This window comes from Streptomyces sp. NPDC093071, from assembly GCF_044754545.1.
Classification (GTDB): domain Bacteria; phylum Actinomycetota; class Actinomycetes; order Streptomycetales; family Streptomycetaceae; genus Streptomyces.
In genome coordinates this window covers 1,112,490-1,135,739 of sequence record NZ_JBIVPH010000001.1, presented here as the reverse complement: position 1 = coordinate 1,135,739, position 23,250 = coordinate 1,112,490, and the positions used below count along the sequence as shown (strand labels likewise).

The 23,250-nt window shown below is 74.6% G+C and carries 22 protein-coding genes; 16 read left to right on the top strand and 6 right to left on the bottom strand.

What is annotated here, in order from left to right:
• Window positions 1-95 precede the first annotated feature (95 nt).
• Window positions 96-1,067, bottom strand: a complete 972-nt coding sequence (locus ACIQD7_RS04720; RefSeq protein ID WP_402439358.1) for a histidine kinase — start codon at window positions 1,065-1,067, stop codon at window positions 96-98.
• A 293-nt stretch (window positions 1,068-1,360) separates the two neighbouring features.
• Here ACIQD7_RS04720 and ACIQD7_RS04715 point away from each other — a divergent pair, with 293 nt between their 5' ends.
• Complete coding sequence (locus tag ACIQD7_RS04715; protein WP_402439356.1) at window positions 1,361-1,846, top strand: cation:proton antiporter regulatory subunit; 486 nt, start codon at window positions 1,361-1,363, stop codon at window positions 1,844-1,846.
• A gap of 7 nt (window positions 1,847-1,853) precedes the next feature.
• Window positions 1,854-3,128, top strand: a complete 1,275-nt coding sequence (locus ACIQD7_RS04710) for a cation:proton antiporter (protein ID WP_402439354.1) — start codon at window positions 1,854-1,856, stop codon at window positions 3,126-3,128.
• Window positions 3,129-3,192: 64 nt separating this feature from the next.
• On the opposite strand, the gene ACIQD7_RS04705 is transcribed toward ACIQD7_RS04710, so the two are convergent.
• On the bottom strand, window positions 3,193-4,617 hold the full coding sequence (locus ACIQD7_RS04705; protein ID WP_402439352.1) for a flotillin family protein: 1,425 nt from the start codon (window positions 4,615-4,617) through the stop codon (window positions 3,193-3,195).
• 64 nt (window positions 4,618-4,681) lie between these two features.
• On the bottom strand, window positions 4,682-5,173 hold the full coding sequence (locus tag ACIQD7_RS04700; protein WP_402439350.1) for a hypothetical protein: 492 nt from the start codon (window positions 5,171-5,173) through the stop codon (window positions 4,682-4,684).
• 360 nt (window positions 5,174-5,533) lie between these two features.
• Here ACIQD7_RS04700 and ACIQD7_RS04695 point away from each other — a divergent pair, with 360 nt between their 5' ends.
• Window positions 5,534-5,959, top strand: a complete 426-nt coding sequence (locus tag ACIQD7_RS04695; protein ID WP_121827643.1) for a BlaI/MecI/CopY family transcriptional regulator — start codon at window positions 5,534-5,536, stop codon at window positions 5,957-5,959.
• Window positions 5,960-5,964: 5 nt separating this feature from the next.
• On the top strand, window positions 5,965-6,909 hold the full coding sequence (locus ACIQD7_RS04690) for a M56 family metallopeptidase (RefSeq protein WP_351970048.1): 945 nt from the start codon (window positions 5,965-5,967) through the stop codon (window positions 6,907-6,909).
• Between the two features lie 47 nt (window positions 6,910-6,956).
• Here ACIQD7_RS04690 and ACIQD7_RS04685 read toward each other — a convergent pair whose 3' ends face one another.
• On the bottom strand, window positions 6,957-7,412 hold the full coding sequence (locus tag ACIQD7_RS04685) for a tellurite resistance TerB family protein (protein WP_121834021.1): 456 nt from the start codon (window positions 7,410-7,412) through the stop codon (window positions 6,957-6,959).
• A gap of 85 nt (window positions 7,413-7,497) precedes the next feature.
• Complete coding sequence (locus ACIQD7_RS04680) at window positions 7,498-8,745, bottom strand: SLC13 family permease (RefSeq protein WP_402439348.1); 1,248 nt, start codon at window positions 8,743-8,745, stop codon at window positions 7,498-7,500.
• 278 nt (window positions 8,746-9,023) lie between these two features.
• On the opposite strand from ACIQD7_RS04680, the gene ACIQD7_RS04675 reads away from it, so the two are divergent.
• From ACIQD7_RS04675 to ACIQD7_RS04645, 7 genes are all read left to right on the top strand, one after another.
• On the top strand, window positions 9,024-11,369 hold the full coding sequence (locus ACIQD7_RS04675) for a collagenase (protein WP_402439346.1): 2,346 nt from the start codon (window positions 9,024-9,026) through the stop codon (window positions 11,367-11,369).
• A gap of 108 nt (window positions 11,370-11,477) precedes the next feature.
• Window positions 11,478-12,656, top strand: coding sequence for an NAD(P)/FAD-dependent oxidoreductase (locus ACIQD7_RS04670; protein WP_402439344.1), 1,179 nt, complete (start codon window positions 11,478-11,480; stop codon window positions 12,654-12,656).
• The gene (locus ACIQD7_RS04665) at window positions 12,653-12,973 is read left to right on the top strand and encodes a (2Fe-2S)-binding protein (protein WP_121833896.1); all 321 of its coding nucleotides are present in this window, start codon (window positions 12,653-12,655) and stop codon (window positions 12,971-12,973) included. The genes ACIQD7_RS04670 and ACIQD7_RS04665 overlap by 4 nt, the downstream gene beginning before the upstream one ends.
• A gap of 37 nt (window positions 12,974-13,010) precedes the next feature.
• Entirely contained in the window at window positions 13,011-14,522 is a 1,512-nt protein-coding gene (locus ACIQD7_RS04660; RefSeq protein ID WP_402439715.1) for an FAD-dependent oxidoreductase, read from the top strand.
• Window positions 14,523-14,606: 84 nt separating this feature from the next.
• Complete coding sequence (locus ACIQD7_RS04655; protein ID WP_402439341.1) at window positions 14,607-15,521, top strand: dihydrodipicolinate synthase family protein; 915 nt, start codon at window positions 14,607-14,609, stop codon at window positions 15,519-15,521.
• 149 nt (window positions 15,522-15,670) lie between these two features.
• The gene (locus ACIQD7_RS04650) at window positions 15,671-16,675 is read left to right on the top strand and encodes a proline racemase family protein (RefSeq protein WP_402439339.1); all 1,005 of its coding nucleotides are present in this window, start codon (window positions 15,671-15,673) and stop codon (window positions 16,673-16,675) included.
• Window positions 16,676-16,756: 81 nt separating this feature from the next.
• Window positions 16,757-17,443, top strand: coding sequence for a GntR family transcriptional regulator (locus ACIQD7_RS04645; RefSeq protein WP_402439337.1), 687 nt, complete (start codon window positions 16,757-16,759; stop codon window positions 17,441-17,443).
• Here the strand turns inward: ACIQD7_RS04645 and fabI are convergent.
• On the bottom strand, window positions 17,440-18,336 hold the full coding sequence (fabI, locus tag ACIQD7_RS04640) for an enoyl-ACP reductase FabI (RefSeq protein WP_402439335.1): 897 nt from the start codon (window positions 18,334-18,336) through the stop codon (window positions 17,440-17,442). The two genes, ACIQD7_RS04645 and fabI, sit on opposite strands and share 4 nt — an antisense overlap.
• Before the next feature lie 444 nt (window positions 18,337-18,780).
• Here fabI and ACIQD7_RS04635 point away from each other — a divergent pair, with 444 nt between their 5' ends.
• From ACIQD7_RS04635 to ACIQD7_RS04615, 5 genes are all read left to right on the top strand, one after another.
• Window positions 18,781-20,010, top strand: coding sequence for a PLP-dependent aminotransferase family protein (locus tag ACIQD7_RS04635; protein WP_402439333.1), 1,230 nt, complete (start codon window positions 18,781-18,783; stop codon window positions 20,008-20,010).
• A 117-nt stretch (window positions 20,011-20,127) separates the two neighbouring features.
• Complete coding sequence (locus tag ACIQD7_RS04630) at window positions 20,128-20,559, top strand: cell division protein SepF (protein ID WP_121833535.1); 432 nt, start codon at window positions 20,128-20,130, stop codon at window positions 20,557-20,559.
• Between the two features lie 55 nt (window positions 20,560-20,614).
• Window positions 20,615-22,072, top strand: a complete 1,458-nt coding sequence (locus tag ACIQD7_RS04625) for an ATP-binding protein (RefSeq protein WP_402439331.1) — start codon at window positions 20,615-20,617, stop codon at window positions 22,070-22,072.
• Between the two features lie 86 nt (window positions 22,073-22,158).
• Entirely contained in the window at window positions 22,159-22,548 is a 390-nt protein-coding gene (locus tag ACIQD7_RS04620; RefSeq protein WP_402439713.1) for a nucleotide pyrophosphohydrolase, read from the top strand.
• Window positions 22,549-22,699: 151 nt separating this feature from the next.
• Complete coding sequence (locus ACIQD7_RS04615; protein WP_202527716.1) at window positions 22,700-23,191, top strand: DUF6099 family protein; 492 nt, start codon at window positions 22,700-22,702, stop codon at window positions 23,189-23,191.
• Window positions 23,192-23,250 lie beyond the last annotated feature (59 nt).

The following is a 23,250-nucleotide window of genomic DNA, read 5'->3' as shown; positions in this document are numbered from 1 at the left end:
CGCCCGTCACGTCGTCCCCCTCCGTCGTACCGCCGGTCATGCCGTGCCCTCCGTCGTACCGCCGGTCATGCCGTCCCCCTTCGCCCCGCCTCCGGTCACGACGTACCCTCCTCCGTGGCGCCGGTCCCCGTGCGGCCGGTGGTGTCGAGGCGGACCTCCGTCCCCCCGTCCCGGCCGTCGCCCACCGTCAGCTCCGCGCCGATCAGCAGGGCCCGCTCACGCATCCCCCGCAGCCCGGCGCCCTCGGGCGCGTTCCCGATGCCCCGCCCGTCGTCCCGTACGAGCAGGCCCACTCCGCCCCGGGGCAGCAGCCGCAGCCGCAGGTCGACGTGGCTCGCGCCCGAGTGGCGTGCCGTGTTGGTCAGGCCCTCCTGGGCGACCCGGTAGAACACGAGCTCCGTCTCGTGGTCGAGCTTCGGCAGCCCGGCGTCGATGTGCGGCCGCACCGCCAGGCCGCGCGTGGAGAACTCCGACGCCAGCGACCTGAGCGCGCTGTGCAGGCCCAGCTCCTCCAGGACGCCCGGCCGCAGCCGGCGCGCTATCCGCCGGATCTCGTCGAGGCTGCCCCGGGTGGTCTCCTGCGCCTGGAGCAGCTCGGCCCGCAGTCCGGCCGGCGCGTGGTCGGCGGAGTGCTTCAGCTGGAGCAGCACGGCGGTGAGGGTCTGTCCGACCTCGTCGTGCAGCTCCTGCGCGATCCGCCGGCGCTCGGCCTCCTGGGCGGACAGCACCCGGGCGCTGCTCGCGGCCCGTTCGGCCTCCAGCCGCTCCAGCATCGTGTTGAACGTACGGGTCAGGTCCGCGATCTCGCCGCGCCCCTCCACCTCCGCGCGCCGGCCGGGCCGCAGCAGGTCCGCCGTCCGCATCACCCGGGTGAGCCGCTGGAGCGGCGCGAGGCCCACCCGCAGCAGGAAGGCGTTGGCGACGAGCATCGCCACCAGACCGGCCACGAGGACGAACGCCTCGCCGACGAGGACCGGGGTGGAGACCGTCACGGGGCCGAAGAGGAGCAGGACGGCGACGAGCAGGATCGCGGCGTTCAGCAGGAAGAGGCGCCAGTACAGCGACACCGTCCCGCCTCTCCCCGGGCCCGACGCGTCGCCCGGCCGCTCGTGCTCACCGCCTCACCGCGCGCCCTCCGGCACGCGCGGGACCCGTGTCCCGCCTCATCCTGACCGGTTTGTCGGGGTTCTGTCCATCCGTGCTGACACCCATGTTCCGCGTCTCCGCGCGGATGGCACCATAACGGGGCCGCGGGGCGCGGGACGGCGCCGTTCCCCCCGTGGCGCATCCCTTTCCACGAAAGGCCGGAACCGGCCCCGACCGGCTGCGACCGGTCACGACGACAGGAGGCGACGGGCCAGTGCCTGCCCCGCGGACCAGAACCACACCCCTGCCCGGAATCGGAGTCCAGTACGACTTCACCACTCGGGAGCACCAGCACCTCTCGGTCATCGCGCACCGCGACGGAACGCGGACGGTGAACGTCTACCGGGCCGACGACCCCGACGCCTGCGCCCAGTCCCTCCACCTCACCGAGGGGGAGACGGCCTCCCTGATCGACGCGCTGATGCCCGCGCACCACAGCCCCAACGTCCTGCACACCACGGACCTGGGACTCGTCGCCGAGCGGATCGAACTGTCCGCGCACTCGTACTGGAACGGGCGCGTGCTCGGCGAGACGCGGATGCGGACCGAGGCGGGAGCCTCCGTCGTCGCCGTGCTGCGCCGCTCCGGGGCGATCCCGTCCCCGACGCCGGACTTCCGGCTCGCGGGCGGCGACACCCTCATCGTGATCGGCACCCGCGAGGGCGTCGACGCCGCCGCCTCGATTCTCGGTCGGGAGTGAGGCGAGGGTGCATTCCGCTGTCTTCCTGATCGAGTTCGGCGCCATCATCCTCGGCCTGGGCCTCCTCGGCCGCTTCGCGGCCCGGTTCAGCTTCTCCCCGATCCCCCTCTACCTCCTCGCGGGCCTCGCCTTCGGCAACGGCGGTCTGCTGCCGCTCGGCGCCAGTGAGGAGTTCGTCGCCATCGGCGCCGAGATCGGGGTCATCCTCCTGCTCCTGATGCTCGGCCTGGAGTACACGGCGAGCGACCTCGTCTCCAACCTCAAGACCCAGTACCCGGCCGGGCTCGTCGACTTCACCCTCAACGCCCTGCCCGGCGCGGTCGCCGCGCTGCTGCTCGGCTGGGGGCCGGTCGCCGCCGTCGTCCTGGCGGGCGTCACCTGGATCTCCTCCTCCGGCGTCATCGCCAAGGTCCTCGGCGACCTCGGACGCCTGGGCAACCGCGAGACCCCGGTGATCCTCAGCATCCTGGTCCTCGAAGACCTGGCGATGGCCGTCTACCTGCCCATCATCACGGCCCTGCTCGCCGGTGTCGGCCTCGCCGCCGGCAGCGTGACGCTCGCCATCGCCCTGGGCGTGGCCGGGCTCGTGCTCTTCCTCGCCCTCCGGTACGGGCGCCTGATCTCCCGGTTCGTCTCCAGCGACGACCCGGAGAAGCTGCTCCTGGTCGTCCTCGGTCTGACCCTGCTGGTCGCCGGTGTCGCCCAGCAGCTCCAGGTCTCCGCCGCCGTCGGCGCGTTCCTCGTCGGCATCGCCCTCTCCGGCGAGGTCGCGGAGGGCGCCCACACGCTGCTGAGCCCGCTGCGCGACCTGTTCGCCGCGGTGTTCTTCGTCTTCTTCGGTCTGCACACCGACCCCGCCAGCATCCCGCCGGTGATCCTGCCGGCGCTCGCCCTGGCGATCGTCACCGCGCTGACGAAGATAGCCACCGGGTACTGGGCCGCGCGCCGGGCCGGGATCGGGGTCAAGGGCCGCTGGCGGGCGGGCGGCACGCTGGTCGCGCGCGGCGAGTTCTCCATCGTCATCGCCGGACTGGCCGTCAGCGCCGGCGTCCAGCCGCAGATGGGGCCCTTCGCCACCGCCTACGTCCTGGTCCTCGTCGTGATCGGGCCGCTCACCGCCCGCTTCACCGAGCCGATCGCCGCCTACGTCGCCCGTCGCCGGGGCACGCCGACGACCCCGGCCGCGGGGGACGGCGCGGTGCTCCCGGAACCCGCCCCGAGCCTCTCGAAGACCGGCGGCGACGACGTGGAGGCGGGAAGCGGAGCGTCCGGCCGCGTCTGACGCCACGTCGCACGCACGCGAAAGGCCCGGGGGACACGTCCCCCGGGCCTTTCGCCGCTGTTCCTCAGCCGGTGATCTCGACGGCCTCGCCCTGGTTCTCCTGGGGCTTCCGCGCCTCCTTCTGCTTCTGGGTGATGCCCTGGAGCAGCTGCGCCAGGTCGACCCCGGTGGTGGCGGAGAGCAGTTCGACGCCCTGGGCGACGTTGTCCGCGACCGTACGGGACAGCTGGCTCGCCCCGTCGGTGGAGATGACCGTCATCTTGTCGACGGCCGACAGCGGCTCCGACGCCTTGGCGACGACCTGCGGCAGGACCTCGACGAGCATCTGGAGGACGGCCGCGTCCCCGTACTGGGAGAACGCGTCGGCCTTCTTCCGCATCGCCTCGGCCTCGGCGGCACCCCGCGCGGCGATGGCGGCGGCCTCGGCCTCGCCCTCGATGCGCACGGCGTCGGCGAGCGCGGCGCGGTGCGCCTTCTCGCCCTCACCGGTCAGCCGGGAGCGCTGCGCGTCGGCCTCGGCCTGCTTGACGAGGGCGATCCGGCGGGCCTCCGCCTCCTGCTCGGCCTGGTAGCGGGCGGCGTCGGCGGGCTTGCGGACCTCGGTGTCGAGCTGGCGGTCGGTCAGCGCGGCCTGCCGCTCGGCGACCTTCTCCTGCTCGCTCAGGATGTCCTGCTGGCGGGCGGCCTCGGCGAGCGGACCGGCCGCGTTCGCCTGGGCGGCGGCCTCGTCGGTCTGCGCCTTGATCTCGGCCTGCTTCAGGTAGAGGGTCCGCTGGGCGATGGCGATCTCCTCCTCCGCCTTCAGCCGGGCCTGCTCGGCGGCGCGGCGGGCGACGGCCTCGGCGATGTCGGCCTCCTGCTTGGCGCGGGCGGCCTCGGGACGGCCGAGGTCCTCCAGGTAGGAGCCCTCGGTGGTGATGTCCTGGATCTGGAAGGCGTCCAGGACCAGGCCCTGGCCGGACAGGCTGGCCTCGGCCTCCTCGGCGACCTGGCCGGCGAACGCGGCGCGGTCCCGGATGATGTCCTCGACCGACATGCGGCCCACGATGGAGCGCAGCGCGCCGGACAGCACCTCCTGCGTGAAGCCGACGATGCCGTTCTGCTGCATCAGGAAGCGCTGCGCGGCCGCCCGGATCGAGTCCTCGGTGCCGCCGACCTTGACGATCGCGACGCCCTCCAGGTTCGCCTTCACGCCGCGCAGGGTCACCGCGCCGCGCACCGCGACCGGGATGTGCCGGCTGGAGAGGTCGAGGGTGAACTTCTGCTGCACGAACGGGACGACGAACACGCCGCCGCCGACCACGACCTTCTGGCCGCTGTTGTCGGTGAAGACGCGTCCGGTCGCGGGATCGGTGGCCTTCTTGCCGCGCCGGCCCGTGATGATGAACGCCTCGCTCGGGCCCGCGACCTTGTAGCGGGTGACGACGACGAGGCCCAGCAGAACGACGAGGACGACGATCCCGAGGACCGCTGTCAGTACAGGACTCATGGCGAAATCCCCTTGAGTGGAACGTGAGTGAAATCGAGTGGAACGAAAAAGGGAGACGGCCCGGTCAGCGTTCGACGGGGCGGACGGCGACCGACGTCGACGAGAGGACGGACTCCACCCACACCTCGGCGCCCCGCGCCACCGGCGCGGCGGCCTTCGCCGCGTACTTCACCGGCTGCCCGCTCAGATACAGCAGGACCTCGCCGTAACCGGCGGCGGGGATCGCCGTGACGACCGTGCCCGACGTCCCCGTCAGGTCCTCGCCCCGGGGCGCGGGCGCATCGTCCCGGAGCAGCGCCCGGCTGAACCGCCAGGTCAGCCAGCCCACCAGGGCGCCCGCCACGGCGCCGGCGAGGGTCGCGGTGACGGCGCCCGCACCGGCGGCGCCCGTGGCGATCGCCCCGGTGAAGCCGAGGGCCGAGACGAAGCCGGCGATCACCGGAAGGGACAGGAAACCGTCCACCCCGACGCCGACGCTTTCCAGGACGCCGTCGAAAACCAGCGAAAGGGCCAGGACGACCAGTCCGGCGATTCCGAATCCGAGAAACCAAACCATGCGTGCGCCCCCTCGGCCCCCGTGATCGGCTCGCGCTTTCGCACCCGCGTGGTCCCGCGTGCGCGTTCTCGCGCCGAGCCGTGAAATCGTGCTCCCGCGTCGCGAAAGTACCCCATTGTCCCATGTCGCAGACCTGCGGAACATGGGTGCCGGTACCCATTGACGCCCACGCCGGCATTCCGGCGGTGAATTTCCCGAGCCCTGCGAGGCTACCCGAATTCCTTTCCGCCGGGGAGGGGCGGGATGCCCCGGGACGGACCGTGACGTACGGTTTCCCCCGCCCGCTCAGTACGATGGCCTGCCGACCGGACGGACGGCGGACGGGGCCGTCGGGCGCGGCGGGAGCGGAAGGGCGGCGGCATGGTGGACCGGAGCGAGGACGGGGCGGAGACCCCGGCCCGCAGGCGCGGACAGGGCGAGCTGGAGGCCCAGGTGCTCGCCGTCCTGCGCGAGGCGTCCGAGCCGGTGCCCGTGGCGTGGGTGCGCGAACGCCTCGGCGGCGGCCTCGCCTACACCACCGTGATCACCATCCTGACCCGCCTGTGGGCGAAGGGCGCCGTCGAGCGCGAGCGCGCCGGCCGGTCCTTCCGGTGGACGGCGGTCGCGGACGAGGCGGGGCTGGCCGCCCTGCGGATGCGGAAGGTCCTGGACGCCGAGGCGGACCGCCAGGCGGTCCTGGCCAGCTTCGTGACCGCGCTCTCGCCGAACGACGAGCGACTCCTTCGTGAACTCCTCTCCCCGGAGGCCGAACTCCCCTCCCCGGAGGCCGGGGAGGAGGAAGGCTGACCGCCATGGGAGTCTTCGTCTTCCTTCCCCTGGTCCTTCCGCTGACCGCGTGGCCGGTCGCCCGCCTCGCCGAACAGCGGCTCCACCCCCGCACCGCGACCCGGCTGCTCGCCGCCGTCGCCGGTGTCTCCGCCGTGTGCAGCACCCTCTGCCTCGGGCTCCTCATGATCGTGGGCACCGCGCAACTGCCCGGCAACCCGCTCCCCGACAGCTGGTCGGACCCCGACGTGCGCGCGGCCGTCCCGTACGACGAGATCGCCGGCCGGGCGGCCATCCCCGCGCTCCTCGCCGTCCTGGTCTCCTGCGCCGTCGCCGCGTGGCGGCAGGCGCGGGTGCGCCGCCGGACGGCGGGCGCGCTCGCCGGGCTGCCGCCGACGTCCGTCGCGGTGCTGCCGGACCGCACCCCGTACGCGTACGCGCTCCCCGGCGGGCGCGGGAACGGCCGCGGCCGGGTCGTGGTCAGCACCGGGATGCTCGCCGGACTCGGGTCCGCCGAGCGGCGGGCCCTCTTCGCGCACGAGCGGGCCCATCTGAACGGCCGTCACCACCGGCACCTGCTCACGGTCCACCTGGCGGCCCGGGCCAATCCGTTCCTGCGCCCGCTGCGGACCGCCGTCGCGTACAGCGCCGAGCGCTGGGCAGACGAGGAGGCGGCGGCCGAGGTCGGCAGCCGCCGCACCGTGGCCCGCGCGATCGGCAAGGCCGCGCTGCTCGCCCCCCGCGCCCCCGCCGCCACGCTCCCCGCCCTGGCGGCGGTGGGGCCGGTGCCCCGGCGGGTGGCGGCCCTGATGCGCCCGGCCCCGGTGGGCCGCGCCTGGCCACCGGTGTGCACGGCCGCCGGCCTGGCCGCCTGGGGCGCCGCCTTCGGCACGACGGTGTCGGCGCTGTCCTCGGCCAACTCGGCCGTCACGCTCTACCTCGTGCTGCACACGGCGACCACGTCGGTGTAGCCGGGCCCCGGTGGGACGCGGGACCCGGCCCGCCGGGACTGCCGGGACTAGAGGTCGAACTCGTGCGGCGGCAGGTCCAGGGTGAAGCACGCCTCGCGCACCACGGCCTGCTCCGTCTTGTCGAAGTCGCCGTCGGCGCCGCCGATGACGATGCCGATCTGCACGACGGCGCGGGCCTCGGCCGGCTTCTTCTTCGCCTTGGCGACCTCCTGGAGGACGCTGACCTTGCCGAAGTCGAAGTCGGCGGTGAGCTTGTCCAGGTTGGCGTCGAAGCGGCGCTGGAGGTCGAGCGCGTCGAAGTTCTGCAGCACCTCGTTGGTCGCGATGAGCTGGGCGACCCGGCGCCGCTCGGCGGGGTCGATCGTGCCGTCGGCGGCGGCGACGAGGGCGCACATGGCCATGCTCGCGTCCCGGAACGCGCCACTCTTCAGGTCGTTCTTCTTCGCCACCAGCTGGGTCTGCATCGTCGATGCGGATTCCTTGATGCGGTCCCACAGGGCCATGAGCACTCCAGACGTCGATTCCTGCTTCTACGTATGTGTAGAACTTAGCAGTGCCGCCGGGAGTTCCCGGGCCCGTGGGAACCGGTCACGGACCCAGGAGCAGGAGCGAGATCCACAGGGCCGCCGTCGAGACGACGAGGGCGGCCGGGACGGTGAGCAGACCGAGGCGGGTGAACTCCCCGAGGTCGACCGGATGCCGGTGGTGGTGGGCGATGCGGCGCCAGAGGAGGGTGGCGAGGGAGCCCGCGTACGTGAGGTTGGGGCCGATGTTCACGCCGATCAGGACGGCGAGCACCGCGCCGGGCCCGGAACCGGCCGCCAGCGGGACCAGGGCCAGGGTGGCGGGCAGGTTGTTGATGAGGTTGGCGAGGACGGCGGCGAGCGCGGCGGTGCCGAGCAGGGCGGCCAGGGAGGTGCCGTCGGGCAGGAGGTGGGCGAGGACGGTGCCGAGGCCGTTGTCGACGACGGCGCGGACGACGACGCCGAGGGCCAGGACGAAGGCGAGGAAGGGCAGCGAGGCCGAGCGGACGAGCGCGCGCGGGGTGGTGTGACGGCGGGCCAGGGCCCGTACGGCGAGGACGGCGGCGCCCGCCGCGGCCGCCCAGGCCGGGTCCACTCCGGTGGCCGAGGCGACGGCGAAGCCGGCGAGCGTCGCGGCCACGGTGACCAGGGCGAAGAGCGGGAGTTCGACGGGCTCCGGCGGTTCGGTGGAGTCGGCGGGGGCGGCGAGGTCGCGGGCGAAGAAGCGGCGGAAGACCGCGTACTCGACGGCGACGGCGGTGAGCCAGGGGAGCAGCATCAGGAGCGCGAACCGGGTGAAGCCGAGGCCGGTGGCCGTGAAGGCGAGCAGGTTGGTCAGGTTCGAGACGGGCAGCAGCAGCGAGGCCGTGTTCGACAGGTGGGCACTGGCGTAGACGTGGGGTTTGGGACGGGCCCCCATCCGGGCGGCCGTCGCGAAGACCACCGGGGTCAGCAGGACGACCGTCGCGTCCAGGCTCAGGACGGCGGTGATCAGGGAGGCGAGGCCGAAGACGGCGCCGAGCAGCCGCTGGGGCCGGCGGCGGGACCAGCGGGCCATCCAGGCGCCGCACGCGTGGAAGAGCCCTTCGTCGTCGCACAGCTTGGCGAGGACGAGGACGGCCGCGAGGAAGCCGATCACCGGCCCGAGCCGCTCGGCCTCCTCGCGCACGGCGTCGGGCGTGACCGCCCCCACGGCGAGGACGGCACCGGCGGCGGGCAGCGCGAAGACCGCCTCGGGCAGGCGGAAGGGACGGACGACGGCGCAGAAGAGCACCACGGCCAGGGCGAGCACGGACACGAACGAGACGAACATGTGCCGATCATCCGGGTCGCCGTCCCCGGAACCGCCCCCGGGGCCCGGCGCGTCCTCCCGGGACCGTCCCGGGGGTTCGGCGGGCCCTCCGGGGGGCCCCGCCCGGAAGGAACCCACCGTGTTTTCCCCGTCCGACCCCCGCCACCCTCTTGTCAGTGCAATTTCACATTACTATGGTACTGCTCGCACCACCGCTGTAAGCGACGTCAACTCGACCCACAGCGAAGCGAGTTGACTGGGAAACACCCCCACATCCCCCTCCCGACACAGGAGTTCCGGTGTCCCAGCACAGATCCGTGCGCGCCACCCTGCTCGCCGCCGTCCTGGCGGCCGGCCTGCTCGTCCCGGCCGGACAGGGCGTCGGCCAGGCCGCGACCGGCACGACTTCACCGACCGGCGCGACTTCACCCACTGGGGCGACTTCACCGCTCGGCGTCCCCGCCGCCGAGGCCCCGTCCCACCCGCACGACGAGGTCGACCGCCTCGCCGCCGCGCCCCCGGTCACCGCCGCCCCCGCGCCCGCCCCCGGCGACGCCGCCGCCGGGCGCATCCCCGGGCCCGCCACCGCACCCCGCGAGGCCGCGCGGCGGGCCGCCGCCGCGACCTGCACCCTCGACGGGGTCACCGGCCTGGCCCCCGAGCGCTTCGCCGACTTCCTCGCCGACCCCGCCGTGACCGCCGACGGCTGTCTGCGCGACCTCATATGGACCTGGGACGCCCGGCTCGCCCCGGTCATGTCCGACGCCCACGTCCAGGCCGTCGCCCGGCGCGCCTCCTCGCTCGCCGCGAGCCACGACGGACGCAACTCCACCCACCTGGAGGAGATGTTCACCTACCTCCACGCGGTGGCCTACCACGACTTCTCGCGCGACGAGATCGACACCACCGACGCCCCGACCGTCGACGCCGTGCGCCGCGCCGTCGCCGCCTTCGGCACGGCCGCCCGCACCTTCGACGCCACCCCGGCCAACGCCGCCACCCTCCGCGAGGCCCTCTACGCGGCCAGCGCGCCCGGCCTGCGCCAGCACCAACTCGCCCTGATACCCGAGGTCCTGGCGACCATGGGCGCCGACCGCACCGCGACCCGGCTCGACCCCGCCTGGGCGAACGCCGCGCTCGCCGCCCTCTCCGTCAACTACCTCGGCGTCTACCCGGGCAACCGGGACGCCGCCTTCCACACGGCCGTCGCCGCCGACCCCGCGTACCGCGCCGCCTTCAAGGCCTTCTCCGGCCACGGGCACCTGAAGGGGACCGCCAACGCCTGGGTCGTCCGCGACGCGCTGAGCGAGTACGGCCGCTTCGGCCAGATCGACGGCCTGCGCCAGGGCGTCGTCGCCGACCTCGGCGCCCTCCTCGGCCCCGTCGAGACCACCTTCGGCACCGCGAGCGCGCCGTGGGCCTCGCTCGTCTCCTGGCTCAACTTCTACGAGGCCTGCGCCCCCTACGGGGTGTGCAAGGAGGACATCGAGCGCCGGATCTTCCCGTACACCTACACGTACGACAACGGCGCCCTCAAGGTCCGCACCGGCCTCCCGCGCGCGACCGTCGACACGCTCTACTACGCGAGCAAGCGGGTCAAGGCGCAGTTCCACCGGGTCCTCGGCACCCAGGAGCCCCTGGCGGGCGACCCCAACACCACCCTGAACATCGTCCTGTACGCCTCGCGCGCCGACTACGAGCAGTACCACCCCATCCTGACCGGGATGGACACGAACAACGGCGGCATCTACATCGAGCGCGGCGCCACCTTCTACACCTACGAGCGGCGCGTCCCGCAGGACTCCACGCTCACCCTCGAAGAGCTCTTCCGGCACGAGTACACGCACTACCTGAACGGCCGGTTCGCGGTGCCCGGCTTCTTCGGCGAGGGCCCCTGGTACCAGAACGACCGCACCACCGCCATGGACGAGGGCACGGCCGAGTTCTTCGCCGGCGCCACCCGTGACGACGGCGTCGCCGTCCGCAAGTCGCTCGTCCGCGGCGTCATCTCCGACACGGCCGGCGGCGGACCGCGCATGACGGTGCGCCAGATCCTCAACGCCACGTACGACGGCGACGGATTCCGCTTCTACTCCTACGCCGGCACCCTCTTCGAGTACCTCTGGACCGAGAAGCCGTCCCTGCTGCGCGAGATGTACGGACACCTGCGCGCCAACAACGTCTCCGGGTACGACGCCTGGCGCACGCGGCTCGGCTCCGACACGGCGCTCCAGCGCGGCTACGACGCCTTCCTGGACGCCCGGATCCCCGAGGTGGACCGCCTGTACGTGCCGGTCACCACGTTCACGCCGAACGACCGGCTGCGGGACTCCCGGGCCTCCGACGTCGCCGCCTCCTTCGCCGCCGCGACCTCCAGCACCCCCGTCTGCGCGGAGACCGGCGCGCCGGGCGGGCGCCGCTTCACCTGCACCGGCCGGATCACGGCCAACCTCGCGAACGCGGCGAGCCCGGACCAGGTCTTCAAGGACATGTCCGAGACCGTCGACTACTTCCTCCTCGACCGGGCGGGCGCGGCCTCGAACAACCTGGCCGACATGAACTGCTCCTTCGGTCCCGTCGACATCTGGACCGGCGGACGCGCGGGAACCTCCGGCTACAGCTGCGAGGGACCGCTGCGCGGCTGAGCCGCGCCCCGGACCCGGAGGGCGCGCGACCGGGCGACCCCCGGCCCCCGCGCCCTCCGGCTCCGGCCCGCCCTGTTCCTCCGCCCAGGAAGGTGGCACCGTACCGCCGTGTCCAAGAGCCAGAGCCCGGACGTCGTGATCATCGGCGCGGGCGTCGTCGGAGCCGCCTGCGCGTACTACGCCGGCCGCGCGGGACTCTCCGTCGCCGTCGTCGACCGGGGACCCGTCGCGGGCGGCACCACCGGCGCGGGCGAGGGCAACCTCCTCGTCTCCGACAAGGAACCCGGACCCGAACTCGACCTCGCCCTCCTCTCCGTACGCCTCTGGCGCGACCTCTCCGCCCTCCTCCCGCCCGACGTCGAGTACGAGGCCAAGGGCGGTCTCGTCGTGGCGCCCGACCCGACCGCCCTCAAGGCCCTGCGCGCCTTCGCGGAGGGCCAGCGGGCGGCCGGCGTCGAGACCGCCGAGGTCCCCGGCGACGGGCTGCGCGCCCTCGAACCCCACCTCGCCGACGGCCTCGCGGGCGGCTTCCACTACCCGGGGGACTCCCAGGTCCAGCCCGCCCGCGCGGCGGCCCGCCTGCTCGCCGCCTCCGGCGCCGCCGTCCACCTCGGCGAGGAGGTCACCGGCATCCTCCGCACCCCCTCCGGCACGGTGCGCGGGGTCCGCACGACCCGCCGCGACCTCACCGCCCCCGCCGTCGTCAACGCGGCCGGGACCTGGGGCGGCGCGGTCGCCGCCCTCGCCGGCACGGACCTTCCGGTACGGCCCCGGCGCGGCTTCGTCCTCGTGACCGAACCCCTCCCCAGGGTCGTACGGCACAAGGTGTACGCCGCCGACTACATCGCGGACGTGGCCAGCGGCTCGGCCGCGCTCCAGTCCTCGCCCGTCGTCGAGGGCACCCCCGCCGGGCCCGTGCTCATCGGCGCCACCCGCGAGCGCGTCGGCTTCGACCGCTCCCCGTCCACCGAGGCCCTGCGCCGGCTCGCCGCTCGGGCCGCCGCGCTCTTCCCGGTCCTCGCGGACGTGCGGGTGCTGCGCGCGTACCACGGCTTCCGCCCCTATCTGCCGGACCACCTGCCCGCGATCGGCCCCGACCCACGCGTCCCCGGGCTGCTGCACGCCTGCGGCCACGAGGGCGCGGGCATCGGCCTCGCTCCGGCCACCGGCCTCCTGATCGCCGCCGCGCTCACGGGAGAGCCGGCGGGGGGCGTCGATCCGGCGCCCTTCCGGCCGGAACGGTTCGACGACGCCCCCGACCCCGGACGACGGGAGAACACCCCATGAGACGACGCCGTACGCCGCGCGCCCTGGTCGGCGGCCGGGCCGAGGCCGCCTTCACCGTCACGTTCGACGGGCGCCCGGTCCCCGCGCTCGACGGCCAGTCCGTCGCCGCCGTCCTGTGGAGCGCGGGCATCCTGACCTGGCGCACCACCAGGAACGCCGGGGCGCCGCGCGGGGTCTTCTGCGGCATGGGCAGCTGCTTCGACTGCCTCGTCACGGTCAACGGGCGCCCCAACCGGCGCGCCTGCCTCACTCCGGCCCGCCCCGGCGACGCCGTCACGACCCAGGAGGGCACGGGCCGTGCCGACCTCACCGTCTGAGCCGCCTGAGCCGTCCGGGCTGCCTGAGCTGCCTGAGCTGCCTGAGCCGTCCGGGCCGTCTGAGCCGTCCGGGCCGTCTGAGCCGTCCGGGCCGTCCGGGCCCGTCAGGGCCACAGGACCGGGGTCGTACGACTCCGACCTCGCCGTCGTCGGGGCCGGGCCCGCCGGGCTCGCCGCCGCTGTGGAGGCGGCCCGGCGCGGGCTCCGGGTGGCGCTCGTCGACGCGGGGGAGCGGCCCGGCGGCCAGTACCACCGGCATCCCGCGCCCGGCCTCGGCGCGCGGCGGCCCGGGGCGCTCCACCACGACTGGCGGGAGTTCACCCGCCGCACGGCGGCCCTGGACGGCTTCGTCCGGGCGGGCCGGGCCGTCCACCTGGCCGGACACCACGTCTGGACGGTGGTGCCCGAGGGCACCGGCCTGCGGCTGCACGCCGTGGCCGCCGGTGACGACGGCGACGCAGCCGCCACCGTCCGGGCCCGCGCCGTGCTCCTGGCCACCGGCTCCCACGAGCGCCAACTGCCCTTCCCCGGCTGGACGCTGCCGGGCGTGGTGGGCGCCGGGGGAGCGCAGGCGATGCTCAAGGGCGGGCTCGTCCTGCCCGGCCGCCGGGTCGTCGTGGCCGGCGGCGGCCCCCTGCTCCTGGCCGTCGCGGGCTCCCTCGCGGCGGCGGGCGCCCGTGTCCCCGCCGTCGTCGAGGCCGGCACGTACCTCGGCTACTCCGGCTTCGTCCCGGCGCTCCTCCGCAACCCCGCCAAGCTCGCCGAAGGGGCCCTGCACGGGAGCGCGTTGCTGCGGTACGGCACCAGGCTCCTCACCCGTCACGCGGTGGTCGAGGCCCACGGCTCCGGGCGCGTCGAGGCGGTGACCGTGGCGCGGCTCGGGCCCGACTGGCGGCCCCTGCCGGGCACCGGCCGCCGGATCCCGTGCGACGCGCTCGCCGTCGGCCACGGCCTCGTGCCGCAGCTGGAACTCGCCACCGCCCTCGGCTGCGCCACGCGCACGGCCGCCGACGGGACGGCCGCCCTCGTCCTCGACGCCGAACAGTCGACCTCGGTGCCCGGCATCTGGGCCGCCGGGGAGGCGGGCGGCATCGGCGGCGCCCGACTCGCGGTCGTGGAAGGGGAACTGGCGGCGATCTCCGTCGCCCGCACCCTCCTCGGCGGCCGGGCGCCGGAGCCCCGCGAGGCCGCGCTCCGGCGCCACCGCGACCGGCTGCGCGCGTTCGCCGAGGCGATGGGCGCCGTGCACCGGCCCGGACCCGGCTGGACCGGATGGCTGCGGCCGGACACCGAGATCTGCCGCTGCGAGGAGGTCCCGGCCGCCCGCGTGACGGAGGCCGTCGACGTCCTGGGCGCGCGGGACGCCCGTACGGTCAAGCTGTTCACCCGCGCGGGCATGGGCTGGTGTCAGGGCCGGATGTGCGGGCCCGCCGTGGCGGCCCTCGCCGGGCATGCCCCCGGAGGAGAGGCGGTCCCGGACCGGCGCCCGCTCTCCTGCCCCGTACCGCTCCGGCACCTGGCGGAGCTGCCGGAGACGATTACTGACTGAGCGTCAGAAGTGGGTGCGCGCAGGCCTCTTGTGGGTCGCGCGCCCGTCAGTAAAATGTCACACACCACACAAGGGAGTCCTCTCATGGTCCACGAGCAAGCCCCCGTGCACCGCGACCGCCCCTGGCGCGGGATCATGGTCGCCACCGCCCTCCCCCTGCGCGACGACGGCTCCGTCGACCACGACGCCTACGCCCGGCACGTGGCCCGGCTGATCGCCGAGGGCTGCGACGGAGTCGTCCCCAACGGCTCCCTCGGCGAGTACCAGACGCTCACCGACGACGAGCGCGCCCGCGTCGTGCGCACCGCCGTCGAGGCGGCCGGGGACGGGGCCCGCGTCATGCCGGGCGTCTCCGCGTACGGCGGCGCCGAGGCCCGCCGCTGGGCCGAGCAGGCCGCCGAGGCCGGCGCCGGCTCCGTCCTGCTCCTGCCGCCCAACGCCTACCGGGCCGACGAGGCGGCCGTGCGCGACCACTTCGCCGCCGTCGCCGCCGTCGGCCTGCCCGTCGTCGCCTACAACAACCCCCTCGACACCAAGGTCGACCTCACCCCCGGCCTCCTCGCCCGGCTGTACGCCGACGGCAGCGTCGTCGCCGTCAAGGAGTTCAGCGGGGACGTCCGCCGCGCCTACGAGATCGCCGAACTCGCCCCCGGACTCGACCTGTTGGTCGGTGCCGACGACGTCCTCCTCGAACTCGCCCTCGCCGGCGCGGTCGGCTGGATCGCCGGCTACCCCAACGCCCTCCCACGCACCTGCGCCGCCCTCTACCGGGCCGCCGTCGCCGGGGACCTCGACACCGCCCTCCCACTCTACCGGTCCCTGCACCCGCTCTTCCGCTGGGACTCGAAGACCGAGTTCGTCCAGGCGATCAAGCTCTCCATGGACCTCGCGGGACACCACGGCGGCATCACCCGGCCGCCCCGGCTCCCGCTCGCCCCCGAGCAGGAGGCCGCCGTGCGGGCCGCCACGGAGAAGGTCCTCGCGGAGGGCCACGCGTAAGCCCGTACGACCACCCGTCCGTACGACTGCCCGCCGGCCCGTACGAACGCTCGCCCGCACGACCGCCCGCCCGTACACCGCCCGTACGGACGCCCGTCCTTACGGACCCCGCCCGTCCGACCACTCGCTCGTGCGACAGAAGGGGACCCATGCGCACCCGTCACGTCTACCACGCGGTGGACTCCCACACCGAAGGGATGTCCACCCGGGTGATCACCGGCGGCCTCGGGGTGATCCCCGGCGCCACGATGGCCGAGCGGCGGCTCCACTTCGCCGAGCACCTCGACCACGTCCGCACCCTCCTCATGTACGAGCCGCGCGGCCACGCGGCGATGAGCGGCGCGATCCTCCAGCCGCCCACCCGCCCCGACGCCGACTACGGCGTCCTCTACATCGAGGTCTCCGGCCTCCTGCCGATGTGCGGCCACGGCACCATCGGGGTCGCCACCGTCCTCGTCGAGACGGGCATGGTGCCGGTCGTCGAACCGGTCACCACCGTCCGTCTCGACACCCCGGCGGGGCTCGTGAGCGTCGACGTACGGGTCGAGGACGGCGCCGCGAAGGCGGTCACCCTCACCAACGTGCCCTCCTACTGCGTCGGCCTCGACCTCAAGGCGGACGTGCCCGGCCACGGCACCGTCACCTACGACCTCGCCTACGGCGGCAACTTCTACGCCTTCGTGGACCTCGACGCCCTGGGGCTGCCCTTCGACCGCGCCCGCAAGGACGACCTCCTCGCCGCCGGACTCGCCGTCATGGCCGCGGTCGACGCGGGACCCGACCGGCCCGTCCACCCGGAGAACCCCGCCATCGCCGGGGTCAAACACGTCTACCTGACCGCGCCCGGCTCCGACGCGACCCGCTCGCGCCACGCCATGGCCATCCACCCCGGCTGGTTCGACCGCTCGCCGTGCGGCACCGGCACCAGCGCCCGCATGGCCCAGCTGCACGCCCGGGGACTCCTCGCCCCGGACGCCGACTTCGTCAACGAGTCCTTCATCGGCACCGAGTTCACCGGCCGGATCGTCGGAGAGACCACCGTGGGCGGCCTGCCCGCGGTCGTCCCGACCGTCACCGGACGGGCCTGGATCACCGGCACGGCCCAGTACTTCCTCGACCCCGACGACCCGTTCCCCGCCGGCTTCCTGCTCTGAAACCCTCCGCCCGCGGGGTGGGGCGGACGGCGAAACGTGACATTGTACGATGCCCCTCCGTGACTTCTCGGAGGACGCACGATGGGTGACCTGAAGCAGTACGGCCTCGTCAGGGCGCAGGAACGGCTCCGCGACCAGGTCGGGCACGCCCTCCGCGCGGCCCTGATAGCCGGCGAACTGCGCCCCGGCCAGGTCTACTCGGCCCCCGGCCTCGCGAGCGACCTCGGCGTCTCCGCCACCCCGGTCCGCGAGGCCATGCTCGACCTGGCCCGGGAGGGCCTGGTCGAGCCCGTCCGCAACAAGGGCTTCCGCATCACCGAGGTCAGCGAGCGCGACCTCGACCAGTACACCGAACTGCGCACCCTCATCGAGGTCCCCACCGTCGGCCGGATCACGAAGACGGCCGCCCGGGAACGCCTGGAGGAACTCCGCCCGGTCGCCGAGGAGATCGTCGCCCGCGCCCGCGACCACGACCTCATCGGCTACCTGGAGGCGGACCGCCGCTTCCACCTCGCCCTGCTCGGCCTCTCCGGCAACGAGCGGCTCGTCGAGACCGTCGGCGACCTGCGCAAGCGCTCCCGCCTCTACGGCCTGACGGGCCTGGACGAGGCCGGACTACTCGTCTCCTCCGCCGAGGAGCACCTCGAACTCCTCGACCTCATGATCGCCGGGAACGCGCGCGGCGCCGAGGCCTGCATGCGCCGCCACCTCGGCCACGTCCGCTCCCTGTGGGCCGAGGATCGCGACGCGCCGCCGGACACTCCTTAGGGGACGTCCGGCTGGGGGACGGTCCGGGGCGGGGCGCCGGGACCCGGAGGCGCGCCGGCCGCCCGGGCGCCCATGCGGACGGCGTGCATCCCGCCGTCCGCGTGCACGATCTCGCCGGTGACGGCCGCCGCCAGGTCCGAGAGCAGGAACAGGACGGGGCCGACGAGCCGGGCCGGATCGGCACGGCTCCAGCCGAGCGGCGCCTCCTGCTCCCAGCGGTCCGCGATCCGGTCGAAGGTGCCGACCGCCCGCCCGGCCACCGTCTCCACCGGCCCGGCGGACACCAGGTTGACGCGGATGCCGGAGTGCCCGAGGTAGAGCGCGAGATAGCGGCAGACCGCACCGAGCGCGGCCTTGCCGACCCCCGTCCAGTCGTACCCCGGCCACGCCCCCGACGCGTCGAAGTCGAGGCCGACGACACTGCCCCGGACCGGGCCGCCGCCCCCGCCCTCCCGCAGCAGCGGGGCGAGCGCGGTGGTCAGCGAGTGCAGCGAGAACGCCTCCGTGCGCAGGGCGAGCGCCGCGTCCTCGACGGAGGTCGTGAGGAAGTTGCCGCCGAGGGCGGACCGGGGGGCGGCGGCGATCGCGTGCAGCACGCCGTCCACCGCGCCCCACCGCCGCTCCAGCTCCTTCGTGAGCGCGTCCAGGTCCTCGGGGCGCGTCACGTCGAGTTCGAGGACGTCGGCCGGGTACGGAAGGCCCGAGGCCGCCGCCTCCGTGATCCGCCGGGTGCGCCCGAAGCCCGTCAACAGGACCTCCGCGCCCGCCTCCTGGAGCGCGCGGGCGGCGTGCCAGGCGATCGAGTCGTCGTTGAGGACCCCGGTCACCAGACAGCGGCGGCCCGAGAGGCCGAGCGGGTCGGGGACGCGGGGGGAGTCGGGGGAGGCGCGCATCGGGACCGTCCTTCCACGGCCGGGCCGCCGACGGGGCCGGACGTCGCGGGGGTGGAGCGGGGTGGAGCGGGGGTGGAGCGGGGGTCGAGCGGAGGAACGCTACCCACGGCACGGCCGTCCGACAACGGGCCCCGGGACCGGAATGGCCGGTTTCCCGGAGGCCGCCGCCCCGTACGGAGAACGGGACCACGAGCCGGACGCGGCGCGTCGGCCAGCATCACGGGAGATCGCCCCGACCCTTCTCCCCGGGGGCGACCAGGGGAGAAGGACGGGGGAGGAGAACCCTCCGGATCCGGCCCGCGCGGCCTGATTCGCACGGTCCGAAGTGTGGCCGGAATGGTCCGGAAAATCCCCGGAAGACACCCGCGAAGGGCGCCAACTCCCGCACCGGGGAAGGGAAACGGACGATCTGGACACTGTCTTGAATCTCTATATGCTGACGCCATGCTTTCCGCCGCCTCCACGCCCGCGAACGCCGGCCCCGCCACCCCCTCCGCGCCCCTGCCGGCCGCCGCCGCCCGGCTGGCCGGCGTCGGCGCGTCGCCGGTACGGGAGATCCTGGCGCTCACGGCCCGGCCCGAGGTGATCTCCTTCGCCGGCGGCCTGCCCGCCCCCGAGCTGTTCGACGTCGCCGGGATGCGGGCCGCGTACGACCGGGTCCTCGCGGAGAACCCGCGGCACGCCCTCCAGTACTCCACCACCGAGGGCGACCCGGAGCTGCGCACCGCCGTCGCCGGCCGGCTCACCGCGCGCGGACTGCCCACGGACGCCGACGACCTGCTCGTCACCACCGGCTCGCAGCAGGCCCTCACCCTGCTCACCACCGCCCTCGTCGACCCCGGCGCCGTGGTCCTCGTCGAGGACCCCTGCTACCTCGCCGCCCTCCAGACCTTCGGCTTCGCCGGGGCCCGCGTCGTCCCCGTGCCCACCGACGACGAGGGCGTCGTCCCGGACGCCCTGGAGGAGATCGCGGCCCGCGAGAAGCCGACCCTGCTCTACCTCGTCCCCACCTTCCAGAACCCCACCGGCCGCACCCTCCCCGCCGGGCGCCGCACCGCCGTCGCCGAGGCCGCGGCCCGCCACGGCTTCTGGATCGCCGAGGACGACCCGTACGGCGAACTGCGGTACGAGGGCGAGCGCGTCCCCTGGATCGCCGCCGCCCCCGAGGCGGCCGACCGCACCGTCCTGCTCGGCTCCTTCTCCAAGGTGATGGCCCCCGGCCTGCGGCTCGGCTACCTCCGCGCCCCCGCGGGACTGCGCCGCTCCTGCGTCGTCGCCAAGCAGGCCGCCGACCTGCACACCTCGACCATCGACCAGGCGGCGGCCGCGCGCTATCTGCGCGACAGCGACCTCGACGCGCACGTGGCGGTGATCCGCGCCGCCTACCGGGAGCGCAGGGACGCGATGCTCGACGGCCTGCCGGCCGCGCTGCCCGGGGGCAGCCGGTGGAACAGGCCGGAGGGCGGCATGTTCGTCTGGGTCACCCTGCCCGAGGGGTACGACGCCACGGCGCTCCTGAAGACCGCCGTCGGCCACGAGGTGGCGTACGTGCCGGGGGCGCCGTTCTTCTGCGGCGCACCCGACCCGGGCGCCCTGCGCCTCTCGTTCACGACGCACTCGGCCGACGAGATCGGGGAGGGCCTCCGCAGGCTCGCCAAGAGCTTCGCCCGGTGACTTCGCCCGGCCGCACGGTGGGCCGACCGGGTGAGCTTCCGGTCCGACCGGCCGCCACGCCGTCATCACGTCGTGTCGTTGTTGGGCCGAACGGGTGAGGAGCGGGAGGATGGACCCATGAGTAGGTACGAGAGGTACGACGTCACCGACGAGCAGTGGGAGGGCCTCGCGCAGGTCGTGCCCCTGCGCGGCCGTGACGAGTGGCCGTCCAGGGTCGACCACCGCGCGATCCCCGAGCAGTACGAATCCGCCGAGCAGCGCCGCATGGTCGTGCTCCGCGTGCAGGTCTTCGCCGACGCCCGCGAGGTCGCCGAGTACCTCATCGCCCAGATCCCGGTGCTCCTCGATCTGACCGGCGCCGACACCGAGGTCGCCAAGCGGATCCTCGACTTCAGCAGCGGCGTCGTCTTCGGGCTCGGCAGCGGGATGCACCGCGTCGACCGGAACGTCTTCCTCCTCGCCCCGGCGGGCACGGAGGTCGAGGGCGCGGAGGGCGCGGACGAGGAGGAGGTCGTGGGCGGCCGGGCCGCCGGCGTCCCCCGATCGTAGGAAGGTCTTCTCGACGTAACGGTTCGTCGGGGAAAGGCCTGCGTACGGTCCGGGCATGGACCTCACCGGCGGCTCCGCGCCCGCCCGCACCTCGAAGAACAGCCCCTCCGATCCTGCTTCCGTTCCCCTTCCCGCTTCCGTTCCCCTTCCCGGCGCCGTCCCCGCTCCCGGCGTCGTGCCTCCGGCCGGGCCGCGCGTCCCCGGGGCCCGTACCCCCGCCGCGTCGGCTTCCGCTTCCGCTTCCGTTTCCGCGTCCGTCTCGGGTGCGGGCGGCTCCCTTCCGCGCACCTCCCGGCCCCGTGCCTCCGTCCCCGAGGCACGGGGCCCGGTCGTGCCGGAGGCCCGGGACGGACGGCCGGACGCCCGGTCCGGCAACCGGCCCGACGCCCTGCCCGACGCCCGGCCCACCGTCACCGAGCTGCGGCTCTCCGCGTTCGCCGGACACCGCTCCGCCACGCACGCGCTCGGACCCGTGACCCTCTTCGCCGGGCCCAGCGGCAGCGGCAAGACCACCACCCTGCGGGCGTACGAGGCGCTGGCCCGGCTCTGCGCGGGCGACCCGCTCGACGAGGTGTTCCCGGACGCCGCCGACCTGATCCCCGAGCGCGCCCGGCCCGACGCCCAGGGCAGGCGCGGATTCCGCATCGGCTGCACCGTCGACGGAACGCGGGGTCCCGTGCGGCTCGACCTCGCGGTGCAGGCCGAGCCCCGGCTCCGCATCGTCGGCGAACGGCTCACCGCCCGGGGCCGCGTCCTGCTCGCCACCGCCCTCCGCGACCCCGGCCGCAGTACCGTCCAGGCCGAGTGGCACACGGCGGGCGCCACCCCCGTGACCAGGGCCCCGCTCCCCGACGACCTCCTCGGTACGGCCCTGCTGCCGCTGCGGGTCGCCGGCAAGACGCCCGGCCAGCTGGAGGTCCTGGCCGCCGCCGAACAGGTGGTCGTCGGACTGCGGTCGGCCTTCGCCTGCGATCCCCGGCCCGAGCGGATGCGGGCCCCGGTGCCGCCGGGCGAGGGGCGGCTGCGGCGCGACTGCCGGAACCTCGCGGAGGTCCTGCACCGCACCCACACGGACTGCCCGCGCCGCCACCACCGCCTCGCGACCGTGGCGGGCGCGGGCTGCGCGGGAACCGTCACCGGACTCGGCGTCCGGGAACTCCCGGAGGGCACCGTCCGGGCGGTCCTCGAACGGGGCGGCCGGCCCGCGACCCCGCTCGGCCGTCTCGGCGACGGCGAGCTGCGCTATCTGGCGCTCGCGCTCACCCTGCTCACGGGCCCCGGGGTCCTGGAGATGGACCGCGTCGCCGAGGTGCCCGACGCCATGCAGAGCATGACGCTGCTCGCCGACGACCTCGACCGGGGCCTCGACCCGCGCCAGGCGGGCGAACTGCTCCGCATCGCCGTGGAGATCGCCGGGGACGGGCACATCCGCCTCGCGGGCGCGGTGGGCGACCGGACGGCGGCGGAAGCGCGCCGGACGCCCGGGGTGACGGTGGTAGACCTGAGCGCGTGACGAGCGAAGAAGTGACGGACGAAGAAGTGACGGACGAAGACGTGAAGAACGCGGGCGGAGTGGGCCGGGGTACGGCGGACCACGGTGTGGCGGAACTCCAGCGCAGGCTGGTCGCGTTCGCGGCCGCCCGCGACTGGCAGCCGTACCACACGCCCAAGAACCTGGTGGCGGCCCTCAGCGTGGAGGCGGCCGAACTCCTGGAGATCTTCCAGTGGTTGACCCCCGAGCAGGCCGAGCGGGTGATGGAGGACCCGGAGTCGGCCCACCGGGTCGCCGACGAGGTGGCGGACGTGCTCGCCTACCTCCTCCAGTTCTGCGCGGCGCTCGGCATCGACCCGCTGGCGGCGCTCGCGGCCAAGATCGACCGCAACGAGGTCCGCTTCCCCGCCAAGCGGCGGGGCGGAGAGGACGGAGAAGGCGGGGAGGGAGGTGCGGGTGAGGAAGGAGCTGAGGAAGCGGTGAGAAAGGCCCCGTGAACGAAGATCGTCACTCTTCGGAGTGATCGACTTCTCCCCGTCAGGCTTCCTGTCCACAGATTTCCGAATTCCCCTGGTGTTGGGGCTCAGGCCGCCTCACTCTGGGTAATGACTCAGTGGGCGGCAAGTCGTGGGAACGGGGGCGGTGTTGATGGAAGCGGAGCGATTGATCGCGCTCGGCCGGCATGCGCTGGCGGAGAGCGGGACGGCACAGGACATCGTGGCGGAGGCCTGGCAGGCCCAGGCCCTCGCCCAGGCGATAGGGAGTCGTCTCGCGCTCTGCGGGCCGCAGGAGCTGCGCGGCGAGGCGCGGGGGCTGGGCGAGACCGGGGAGTATCCGGCGGTGTGGGGGGCGGCCGGGCCGCGCGCGGCCCGGCTGACCGAGGTCGCGGACCCCCACCGGACGCTGACCGCGCTGGGGGAGCTGCTCGGCGAGGTGGGGATCGCGCTGGTGGGCGTGGCCTGCGCCACCGACGAGGAGGGGCTCTACTGGCAGTGCATGGAGGCGATCGACGCCACCGACGAGTCGAGCGACCGGGTGCGCGGGATGTTACGGCGCCTGGCCGTCCGCGACGGCGAGCGGGCCCGCCCTCCCGACCCCGCCCGGGGCCGCGGGGCCCCGCGCCGGGAGCCGTCGTGCTGACGCGCCTCGCCCCGATCGGCCGGTCCGGCCTGCCCGGCCTACCCGGCCCCTTCGGGGCG